An 11,183-nucleotide genomic window follows, 5' to 3' on the forward strand; every position below is an offset into this window, starting at 1 on the left:
CCATTTGACAAACAAATGAACAAGCTAAATAAAATACATGCAGGAGTTCTCTTAACCTGGGCCTTTTTGAATATCACCTCAGGAATTTTATGTAGTGTTTTTGCCCAGGAGGAAATGTACTTTTTCTCACTTATGAACCTGGTATGGGGAGTAATTAATTCGGGGGTAGCAGCTTTTGTTTACTGGCACACCCGGAAAAGTGCAGCTAAACAAAAAACCATTGTCAAAAGAATGCAGCTACAACAACATGTAAAGAAAATGTTGTTACTAAATAGTCTCCTTGATGTGATGTACATGCTTATTGGTATTTTGTTATATAAACAACAGTCAGCCATAGAACTTTACCAGAACTTATGGGAAGGCTTTGGGATAGCTGTTTGTATGCAGGGTATTTTTCTATTACTACAGGACAGTCTGTTTTATTATTTGCATGTAGGCAATGGAAAGAAACTAGCGTTTACATCATTGCAGCATAAATCTAAAACTCCTTCTGATTCTATCTATGACTACTCATCCATTTTTTGTTCATATAGTAATACACCAAGAGATGGTATCTGAATAGTTTCTTCAGCCTTGACTCTTGTGGGAGCCTGCTTTACTTTTTGCTTTTTTTCAAGCCACTGAGTATCTTTAGAATCCAGCAACTTTTCCCATGATCCAGATAGACTGGGAAATGTATATTTTATAGTCACATCTTTCAGATTGAGTAAACACAGTAATTTCTGTTGTCCATCCTTACTTTGTCTGAGTAAAGCGATACCTGACTGGCCCAGTACAGTAACTGTCAGATCATTTTTTGCATAGTTCTGCAATACTTCATATTGTTTTCGTACAGCGATCAACGTTTTGTACCATTCGAGCATACTGGCATGCTTACCTTTTCTTCGTTTGTCCCATTGTAATATACAAGCCTTGAAAGTAGCTTCTGCCTGCGGATCAGGAGGGTTACCGACATCACCATAACCAGCTAGTTGCTCTTTGCGACTTTTTTGTACCATTTTGATCAGGTCTCTCTCAGAATAATCGATAAAATAAAAGAACGGGACATCTTCAGCATACTCCTCTCCCATAAACAACATAGGCAGATACGGTGATAATAACATTCCTGCTGCGGCTACTTTTAGTCGCTCAAAGTCAACCAGTTTACTCAATCGCTCTCCTTTTACCCGGTTTCCAGCCTGATCATGGTTCATTGTAAATACAATAAACTTATCACCGGATAATCCGGCAGAAGAAGCACCGTACTTACGTTTACGTGCTTTTACATATTCTCCTGTATGTACAAATCCTTCCTTAAATGCCTTGACAAGTTGTTCCATCCGTCCAAAATCTTCATACCGTTGTAGTCCCTTCTTATCCAATAGCACATACATAGCGTGATGAAAGTCATCCAGCCATTGAGCATGGAAACCCAACCCTCCTATTTCTGGAACCTGCATCACTTTGGGACTATTAAAATCACTTTCTGCTACCAGATACAAAGGTCTTCCCAGCTTCTGTTCACACATGTGCACTTTTGCATGTATTTCATCCCAGATAGTAACTGCATTATGATCATACATCAGATGGATGGCGTCAAAGCGAAGTCCATCAATGTGATACAATTCAAACCAGAATACGGGATTGTTTGAGAAGAAATCGCGTACTCCATCAGAATACTCTTTATCAAAATTAATAGCATCTCCCCAAGGCGTGCAGTACGCATTAGTAGTATAGGGTCCAAACTTGTCAAAATAATTGCCTTCAGGTCCCAGATGGTTATAGACTACATCCAGAAAAACAGCTATTCCTTTTTGATGACAAGCATCTACTAATCTCTTTAATCCATCTGGTCCACCATACGAATGTTGCACAGCATATGGGTACACACCATCATAGCCCCAGTTACGGCTACCAGGAAACTGATTAACTGGCATTAGCTGTAAAGCATTGATACCAATAGCTGCCAACTCATCCAGATGAGGAACAATAGCTTCGAATGTACCTTCAGAAGTAAATAGACCTACGTGTAGTTCATAAAATATCAACTCATTAAAAGGAATACCCCTCCACTGCTGATCTTGCCAGTGATAAGCTGTGTGATCAATTATCTGAGAGGGTCCCGTTACTCCTTCAGGCTGGTAATAGGAGCCGGGATCTGGATAGCGTTCTATTTTGTCTCCATCCGGAACAAAAAAATAACGATCGTCAGGAGACACCTCATCGAGCAATATGTTGAAATAGCCCTGCTCATCTTTTTGCATCTCAATCTTGCGTTCCTTGGGATACACAAAATGCAGGGTCATACTTTTTTTCTGTGGAGCCCATACAGTAAATGCACAGCGATTGTTACCTAAGTACTCCGCACCTACGAATTTCATCTCTAAAAATTTTCCAAAGGGAATTTATAGTTCAAAAAATTAAAATAAAACAGATCGTATAAGCGATCGCTTATCTTTTCAATTCGTTTAGTTATTTTTTATTTCAGCAATCGCTACTACAATCTAGTATCAGTTATACGAATAATAACACCTTCGTCTCCACTTAAGCTAATGCTTTCATCCACAACAGAGCCTTCCAACTCTGGAGAAGTGGCCAATACAACTGTCCCCGTAAAGGTTAAGGTAGATGGCTTAAAATAACATGGCCGATGACTAAGATTCAGAATGATCAGAAATTTTGGATGCCCTTCCGCCTGCCGGGTAAAGGCCAACATCTGATTGTCAGAACAAACAGGGGTATAGTCTCCTACAGTCAGTGATGGCTCATTGTGTCGCAGGTCAATTAACCGTTTGTAGAGCAATAACATAGAATACGGATCTTCTTTCTGAAGCTGTACATTGGTTCGTTGAAATGCTCTATCTAAACGCAGCCAGGGTTTACCTTCTGTAAATCCAGCTTGTAAACTGGCATCCCACTGCATTGGTGTACGTGCCGGGTCTCTACTGAGATTTTTATCTGGCATATTTAATCCTTGCGGGTCCTGCACTTCCTGAAACGGAATGGGTACATCACGCATACCTATTTCGTCCCCATAGTAAATAGTAGGTGTTCCCCGCAAAGTCAGCAGTAACATAGCTGCTACTCGTGCCTGTTGGATGCCAACCCTACTAGTAATACGGGGCTGATCATGATTACCTAATACCCAATTAGGCCAGCCATTAGCTGGAAGAGCACCTTCATACTGATCTATAGCAGCAGCAATCACTTTTGCTTCCCAGGGTAAAGAAATTAGCTGAAAATTAAAAGGGAGGTGTGCTCCTTTGCCATCAATTCCGTAATACGTAACCAACTTATGAATAGGAAGATAAATCTCTCCTATCATCATACGATCTGTATAGGAGTCAAGAAGCTTCCTCATCTTCTGAACAATCTCATGCACTTCTGGCTGATCTGTTGAATAAACAGGTAATAACTGCTCATAAGTTGCCATATGATTCTGATAATCCGGATTAACAGGATTATCCCGTAGTTGGAGATCTTTGATCATATGCCACATCACATCAATTCGAAATCCGTCTACCCCTCTGTCAAGCCAGAAACGCATCACATTCAGCATAGCCTGTTGCACTTCCGGATGTCTCCAGTTCAGATCAGGCTGCTCTTTTAAGAACGCATGATAATAATATTGCTCTGTTTTTTCGTCCCATTCCCAACCACTACCTCCAAATACACTCAACCAGTTATTAGGTAGCCCTCCATCTGGCCGGGGATTTTTCCAGATATACCAGTCTCTCTTAGGATTATCCCGCGATGAACGGGATTCCAGAAACCAGGGATGCTGATCTGACGTATGATTGGGTACAAGATCCAGAATCAGCTTCATCTTCCGTGCATGAACTTCCTGAATAAGCCTATCAAAATCATCCAGCGAACCAAATAATGGATGGATACCTGTGTAGTCTGAGATGTCATAGCCAAAATCGGCCATCGGAGAAGGGTAGATTGGGGAAATCCAGACTGCATCCACTCCCATCCACTGCAAATAATCCAGACGCTTTAGTATTCCCTGCAAATCTCCAATTCCATCGCCATTGCTATCCTGAAAAGATCTTGGATAAATCTGATACACTACACCTGTTTGCCACCAGAGGTAATCGTTTTTTATTTCACTCATAGCCAGATAAAAAAGTAGAATGGTATAAGATTGTTCAGCATGAGTATGTACCATCTACCGTCTACTATCTAAGCTAATAGATGGTACATATTCAGAAAAATGCTTATTTGAAAAACCTGTCTGTCAGAAAACGGGCTGTTGCAGCTGTAACCAAGCCACCTACCAAATAATAAGCAACGGTTAACAATTGCGTTTGTCCTGTTTTATTAGTGGGTTGCTCACCTAATCCCATTTTGTCAGGCAAGGCAACAGCTCCTACACCGGCAGCCAATCCCAATAGTGCTCCTTTTAATAAAGTATTTTTCTCTTTTCCAACACCACTCATGCTATAATACAAACTGTTGGAAAGCAAATCACCCGCTATGGCAACAGGATATCTGGCAGAAGATGGTAGAGAATACCCCATGGCAGAGGCAGACTTCTCAACAGCACGTGAGCCAAGTAAATCCAAACGAGGAGCATTGGGAACAAAACGTCGTACACTTTCATTAATCAGGGTTACGGAAAGAGCACCTGCTAATCCGCTTCCTAAGGCTTTTATATAATTCATAGAATGTCTTGTTTTAAATTAACATTGTACGAATTGTGCAAAAAATCATACCTACTATACAGTACAAGTAGGTTTATGTAACTGAACCCCTTAGCTTTTAATCATTTGCAGGAAGAAATATTTTCCTGTGATGAACATAACCAGAGAGTATGTTTATCCAGCAATCAGTTATAGCTTACTGCTTAGTAATTCTGCAACATGACGCTTATATACTTTCCCAATTGAGAAATTCTCACTACCTATCTTTATAGTATCAGGAGTATAGTCCTTAAGATAAGCTCTGTGTATAATATGTGATCGGCTAATACGAATGAAGTAGGGCTTAGGCAACCGCTCTTCTGCCTGTTTCAGTGTTAGGCGTGTAATATAGGTTTTTGAAGGGGTATAAATTTTCACATAATTCTCCATGCTTTCCATGTATATAATACTGGCATGCGAAATAGTTATCGTCTCACTATCTACTGTACAAGTAAATGAATCAGCGTTTTTAGAGGTAGAATCCGAAGTTTGTATAAATACTGACGGTTGCTGATCCAATCTTACATAGCGAAAAAGAACATATACACCCAGTCCGGTCAGCACATATACCCAAAAGCTTATCAGTTTTGGTAAAGTATTCTCAACACTAAATCCTTTTCGCAGGATATAGTGCATATTAACAGAGCTAACTGCCAATGCTAAAAGCAACCCTATCCAGTATAACTTTCTTCGTTGTTTGAGATAAAACCGATCAAACAAGATGCGATGATGTAACACCATCCCTCCGTATAACATCACCAAAAACAAATAAGGCATCCATTGATTGAACCCCTCCCTCCGAAAAAGATTTTCCTGATCCGCTATAAAATGTACAGTAAGCAAAGCTGTAAGCCCTAGAATATTTCGAACAATAGTACGATTCAGAAACGAAGAAATAAGCATACAGCAATTTAGAAAAACTTATTGAATAGGAATCCCGGTGACAAAAGATGTTTGTCACTGACCAGGATATCTGGTCACAAAGTCATTGGCAACACAGAAAAGAGTACATAATTTTCATTCAGTCTCTTTTCTCAACTTTTATCTGAAAACATATGTCACCCATTCATTCTACTCTTATTATACTCCATGTTATAGCAGGTACTCTGAGCCTGGGAATAGGAATTATTGCTATTGTCAATTATAAAAAAGCTTTGACACACAAACGATACGGACGATATTTCCTCTGGTTATTATCTATTGTGGTCGGATCAGCTATTGTAGGTTTATTTTTCTTTCGTATCAATGCATTTCTGGTTATGCTTACTCTTCTGTCAGGGTATGTAGGCTATGCAGGGTATCGTACTGTGCATTTACGTCAGCAACGGAGTACACTTTCGGATGTTATGATTGCACTGATAGTATTGTTAGTAGGCATAGGCTATGTAATCTGGCTGAAGCAGTTCGAAACCAAATGGCCTTCTTCTATTATTTATTCTACCCTGGCAGCCATTGTTATTGTAACAGTATATGATCTAATCAAATATTTCTGGCTATACAACCAACTCAAAAACTGGTGGATTTATGAACACATATACAAAATGTTTTCAGCATTCAGTGCACTTTTGAGTGCATTCATGGGAACCATCTTACCCGACTGGCATCCTTATAGTCAGCTAGGCCCTTCGGTAATTTCCTTGTGGCTTATGGGCTATTTTATATGGACTCAGATTAATACACCAAGACAGAAAACAACAAAGCAGATACTATAAGACAGACCAGGTATAGGTGAATAGTAGTCAGGAATATTTTAGCTACCTAAACTCTGGCAAAGAATTTGTAACTGTATGCATCAAATGTCAGATAGATCTGGCATACTATTTTAGTTACATAAAACAAACCTAAGTTTTTTACAGGTATTATCCTGACACATTCAATCACCTATATTCTTTTAAAAAATGAAAAAAACAGCCCTTACCGCCATACTCCTTTTAGTAGGTGTAGTCTCATTTGCTCAGACATTTAGCTTTGGACCCAAAGCCGGTTTGAATATAAGCAACTATACAGGAGGTAATATCAAATCACAGGCTCTTGTTGGCTACCATCTGGGTGGTATTCTTAGCTTTGGCTTTGGCAAGAACTTCGCTCTTCAACCAGAAGTATTATTTTCCACACAAGGTGCCCAAATTGACAATGATGGACAAAAAACTGATTTCAAAATCAACTACGTTACTGTTCCGGTAATGTTGAAATTCAGAACCAATGGTGGATTCATTATTACAGCAGGTCCACAGGTTGGATTTCTTACTTCGCAAGATGTACCTGATCAAACCATTCGTAACTTTGCTAAAAATCTTGACCTGTCTGCCGGAGTGGGTATAGGTTATCAATCTAACATCGGTTTAGGTGTTGAAGGTCGTTACATTGCGGGTTTATCAAAAGTCGGTAATTTCTCAGGTCAAACTATTGACCCTGACTTTAAAAACAGTGTTATTCAGTTTAGTCTGTTTTGGGCTATCCCATTAGGAGGTAACTAATACCCTTTTATAAACGAAAAATACAAAGCCAGCAGTACTGCTGGCTTTTGTGCTTTCATACCCTGTATATAGTTATCAACCCACAAAGACCTATTTCCATTACTGGAAAAACTATATATTTGTTCAGTCAAAATATAATTTTCGTACTTATCAGATTCCATTTTTATGAAAATAGCAATTGGTGGTGATCACGCTGGTTTTACCTACAAAGAAGCCATTAAAGAAATGCTGGCAACACAAGGTATTGAAGTAAAAGATTTTGGTCCCTATAGTACTTCTTCGGTGGACTATCCTGACTTTGTTCACCCACTGGCTACAGCAGTAGAAAACAAAGAATTTGATTTTGGCATTCTGGTATGTGGCAGTGGCAATGGAGTAGCTATCACAGCCAATAAACATCAGGGCATCAGAGCAGCTTTATGCTGGAACACAGAACTAGCAGGCTTGGCCCGTCAGCATAATAACGCCAATATATTATGCCTACCGGAACGTTTCATCAGCGTGGACGAGGCCAAAGCCTGTGTCAACATATTTCTTACAGCAGCATTTGAAGGTGGACGCCACCAGAACAGAGTAGATAAAATCGCATTTTGTTAATACTTCTTTTTTAAACAAAACGGAAAGTGTTATCAGTCTTTCCGTTTTTGTTTTGTATTCTCCAGTACAATAAAAGGAAGATTTTTACTCCAGTATTGTTTCGTTTCTTTCTGGTTAATAAAACCTCTGGAATAATTTCCTAATACAATATCAGAATCTCCGTCAGCATCCACATCTCCCACATCCATACATATCCAGCGACCATATTGGTGTACAGGGATTGCGTAAGGACTAAATTGTAATCTCTGAGTCTGTTCAAAATAGATAAATGTTTCTTCCGGTTTATTCACAAGGTCACCAAAGAAGGCAATGCTGGCAATATCCAGATCTCCATCCTGATCAAAGTCTGTTGCTATTGCCTTCGTACATCCATTAACTGGATAAAAATAGGTTTGCTTGTATTGAAAGTTCCCCTGATTCAGATAAATGTACACTCCATGATAAGGCTTTAGTATTCTGGAATAGTCACTATTGTCTCCACAGGTATACAATATATCCAGTTTCCCATCTTTGTTAAAATCCACTAATTGAAAACTGGTTGAACCATAAATAGGAGGAAACCTAAGAAGATTTTTTGAGGTAAATCCCCCCTTCTGATTATTAGAAAATAACCAGACTCCTTCATCACCACTGGCAAAAAGAGCCATTATATCCAGCCAGCCATCTTGATTAAAGTCCCCAGTTACTGTTTGTGTAGCACCAGCTATTTCCCGAACAACAGTTTTTGTAAACGTATGATCGACATTGTGTGTAAACAGATCTAAGCTACCTGTATTATGTCCAAAGCTACATACTACCCAGTCGAGACGTCCATCTTTATTGAAATCGCCAGAGTCAGCTTGCACTGGTCGTAGTAAACCTGAGAATAATGTCTCAGGAATAAGGTTTTTTTGTTGATCAAAATGTGTATGCACCATACTGCCATTAGGTACATCAACAGCCAGCATAGAGCCAATACAGACAAAAGCTGATTGGTCTTTATTGAAATGTATGGATTGTGTAACAGGAGAGGAAAGAAGTACAGAATAATTCTTCTTTAGTTGGGTATCCCAAACCGATAGGTTATTATCCTCCTCATTACTCGTGTATATATGGTGAGTATAAGGGTTGATACTTACAAAAGTGGTTAAAGAAGCATTTTTCAGAGAATCAGGTTTTCGTAGGGAAAATAGTGACCATGCTTTCTCAAGTACAACAGGAGATTTAGCAGAATCCAGCTTTTCAGGAGCCATGGATTTGAAATAAGCAACCAGCTTTAACCAATCTTCAAAAGATATAGCAGATTGGTTTTGTGGTTTAGCCACCTGGTAATACTGATTTCCTCTTAGTACAGGAATTCCTAGTTTGGGAGCCATGGCTGGTAAAATATGATTGTCCCAGGAATCTTTATCTGCTAACTTAGGTGAGACAGGGAGATGGCAACCCGAGCAATATTTTTGAACCATCTGTTCACCTGTTAACTCACTTTGCAATTCTGGTAACGAATCTTTTCTGGATTGACATCCAATACTAGATAAGATAACAATACTTAACCCTACAAAATGGGTTAACAGACTTTTGTTTATAAGAAATGAATGACTGCTATTATGTATCCGCATTTACTTACAGGTTATAAAAAAAGGTAGCTTTAAAAGCTACCTTTTCACTAAAGTTTTATTTTTTATTTATATCCATCATTCTGTGTCAAAGTCGACTTGCCGTTCACCATTTGCAAATCGATTTGCCGTTGAGGTATTGGATAATACTCATCCTGAGGAGCTGTAAAATCTCCTCCTTTAAGATCACCCGTAATCTTGGATTCGTAAGCTAAATAAGCATCCAATGTTGCTTCTGCAATTCCCCAACGTACCAGATCAAAGAAACGATGACCTTCCATTGCCAATTCAAGTTTACGTTCAAAGTAAATTGCTTTTAACGCATATGCTTGTCCATTTGCAGCAAAATTACCTGCAGGATATTGTGATACATTATAATCAGCAGCGGGAGTAGTTGAAAACCCAGTCAAAGGAGCAGAATTATCCTTATACTGATATACATAACTCGCAGGATTTGCAGCTCTTGCACGCACTTGGTTTACATACGCTTGTGCTTGATCCAGATTGCCTAATTGAGCTTCAACTTCTGCCGCCATCAGGAGTACATCAGCATAGCGAATTACTAAAATATTAATTGCAGTACCAGGAGCCCATGTATGTTGGTCTGCATATTTATCTTGGGTAACCTGCCAATATACATTTTTCTTAGGAGCATAGGGTCCTGAATAACTTTGGTCACGAACCCAGCTAGCTCCCGGATGAAGTCCCCAATCCAGGTAAGGAATACCTCTACGCCCAACAGTCCAGTCTAATCGTGGATCGAGAGAACCGGCATCTGGAGTATAGGCTTGGTCTGATTTAATTCCCATATCACTTTTTACAGCATTGGTATTATAAGTATCTAGGAAAGGTAAACCTGTAGCACTGGTACGAAATGAGTTAACCAAGTCTTGTGATGGTTGATAAAAACCACAACAACGGAAAGGACTGTTGTATGGAAAATTCAGCATACCACCATTATTGGCATTTCCGATCATATTTGTTCCATCATTAGCAACCTGTTGAATGGCAAATATGGACTCCTTATTGTTCTCTACTGCTGGATTAAAGTTATCTTCATAATTATCTGTTAATCCATATTTTAAACCATTGGAAGTAACTCCATTCGCAATTACATCATCAAAGACAGGTTTTGCCTCATTATATTTTTTCTCATATAGATATGTTTTAGCTAAATAAGACCCTGCAGCCCATTTGTTCACACGTCCAACCTGTGAATGTGTAGCAGGAAGATTCTGGTAGGCAAATAAAAAGTCAGCTTCTATTTTTGGCCAGATCTCTTCTGTATTGGGCTGGTTAAAGTCAGTGGTGGTTTCATCGATCCAAGGTACATGTTTAAACATCTTGCGAAGTTCAAAATAATAATGTCCTCTCAGAAAGCGCGCTTGTCCTTCAAAGCTTTTAGCCTCATCCTCTGTAATATCCTTAGCTAGTTTTACAAGGACAAGTACAGAATTAGCTCTGGTAATTCCTTCATACAAAGTTCTCCATTTGCTATTCAGATAACCGTTGCTTGGATCAACAAGATATCTGGCGATGGCATCAATGGCAGGTTGGTCAGAGCCATCACTTCCTTTATGAGCATCACCACCAGCTACACTACCATAAACCCAATTATCGGGGGCAGCTTCCCATGCATTACTTCCGCTAAAGTTTTGGTTATCCTGACGAGCCCCATCCAGTGCGGCATAAGCACCTGTCAATACAGCATCTAGTCCTGCTCTATTTGCCAACTGAGCATCACTCAATGCACCCTGAGCTGGTTTATCCAGGAAACTATCTCCACAGGAATAAAACAGAGGCAAGGAAATTGCAAGAAACAATATAAATTTAGACTTTCTCATTTCAAT

10 protein-coding genes are annotated in these 11,183 nt (G+C 39.3%); 4 read left to right on the forward strand and 6 right to left on the reverse strand.

Features of this window, described 5'->3' with window-relative positions; all coding sequences use genetic code 11:
• Positions 1 to 15: 15 nt before the first annotated feature.
• Positions 16 to 558, forward strand: a complete 543-nt coding sequence (locus tag QNI15_RS26280; RefSeq protein ID WP_314034557.1) for a DUF6992 family protein — start codon at positions 16 to 18, stop codon at positions 556 to 558.
• Here QNI15_RS26280 and treZ read toward each other — a convergent pair.
• The 4 genes from treZ to QNI15_RS26300 all read right to left on the reverse strand — a co-directional run bounded on the left by treZ (position 507) and on the right by QNI15_RS26300 (position 5,567).
• Positions 507 to 2,360, reverse strand: coding sequence for a malto-oligosyltrehalose trehalohydrolase (treZ, locus tag QNI15_RS26285; RefSeq protein ID WP_314034559.1), 1,854 nt, complete (start codon positions 2,358 to 2,360; stop codon positions 507 to 509). The two genes, QNI15_RS26280 and treZ, sit on opposite strands and share 52 nt — an antisense overlap.
• Before the next feature lie 116 nt (positions 2,361 to 2,476).
• A complete protein-coding gene (locus QNI15_RS26290) occupies positions 2,477 to 4,096 on the reverse strand; it encodes an alpha-amylase family glycosyl hydrolase (protein WP_314034561.1) in 1,620 nt (539 codons plus the stop codon).
• A 103-nt stretch (positions 4,097 to 4,199) separates the two neighbouring features.
• A complete protein-coding gene (locus QNI15_RS26295) occupies positions 4,200 to 4,646 on the reverse strand; it encodes a hypothetical protein (RefSeq protein WP_314001780.1) in 447 nt (148 codons plus the stop codon).
• A 168-nt stretch (positions 4,647 to 4,814) separates the two neighbouring features.
• Complete coding sequence (locus QNI15_RS26300) at positions 4,815 to 5,567, reverse strand: LytR/AlgR family response regulator transcription factor (protein WP_314034563.1); 753 nt, start codon at positions 5,565 to 5,567, stop codon at positions 4,815 to 4,817.
• 152 nt (positions 5,568 to 5,719) lie between these two features.
• Here QNI15_RS26300 and QNI15_RS26305 point away from each other — a divergent pair, with 152 nt between their 5' ends.
• The 3 genes from QNI15_RS26305 (at position 5,720) to rpiB (ending at position 7,738) form a co-directional block, all read left to right on the forward strand.
• Positions 5,720 to 6,376, forward strand: a complete 657-nt coding sequence (locus QNI15_RS26305) for a hypothetical protein (RefSeq protein ID WP_314001778.1) — start codon at positions 5,720 to 5,722, stop codon at positions 6,374 to 6,376.
• Positions 6,377 to 6,562: 186 nt separating this feature from the next.
• A complete protein-coding gene (locus QNI15_RS26310) occupies positions 6,563 to 7,141 on the forward strand; it encodes a porin family protein (RefSeq protein ID WP_314001777.1) in 579 nt (192 codons plus the stop codon).
• Positions 7,142 to 7,306: 165 nt separating this feature from the next.
• Complete coding sequence (gene rpiB / locus QNI15_RS26315; protein WP_390902216.1) at positions 7,307 to 7,738, forward strand: ribose 5-phosphate isomerase B; 432 nt, start codon at positions 7,307 to 7,309, stop codon at positions 7,736 to 7,738.
• A 32-nt stretch (positions 7,739 to 7,770) separates the two neighbouring features.
• On the opposite strand, the gene QNI15_RS26320 is transcribed toward rpiB, so the two are convergent.
• Positions 7,771 to 9,336: an FG-GAP repeat domain-containing protein gene (locus QNI15_RS26320; protein ID WP_314034565.1), complete on the reverse strand. Its 1,566-nt coding sequence runs from the start codon at positions 9,334 to 9,336 to the stop codon at positions 7,771 to 7,773.
• A gap of 62 nt (positions 9,337 to 9,398) precedes the next feature.
• Entirely contained in the window at positions 9,399 to 11,177 is a 1,779-nt protein-coding gene (locus tag QNI15_RS26325) for a RagB/SusD family nutrient uptake outer membrane protein (protein ID WP_314034567.1), read from the reverse strand.
• Positions 11,178 to 11,183 lie beyond the last annotated feature (6 nt).

Origin of the sequence: Xanthocytophaga flava (genome assembly GCF_030068545.1) — a bacterium.
Lineage (GTDB): Bacteria > Bacteroidota > Bacteroidia > Cytophagales > 172606-1 > Xanthocytophaga > Xanthocytophaga flava.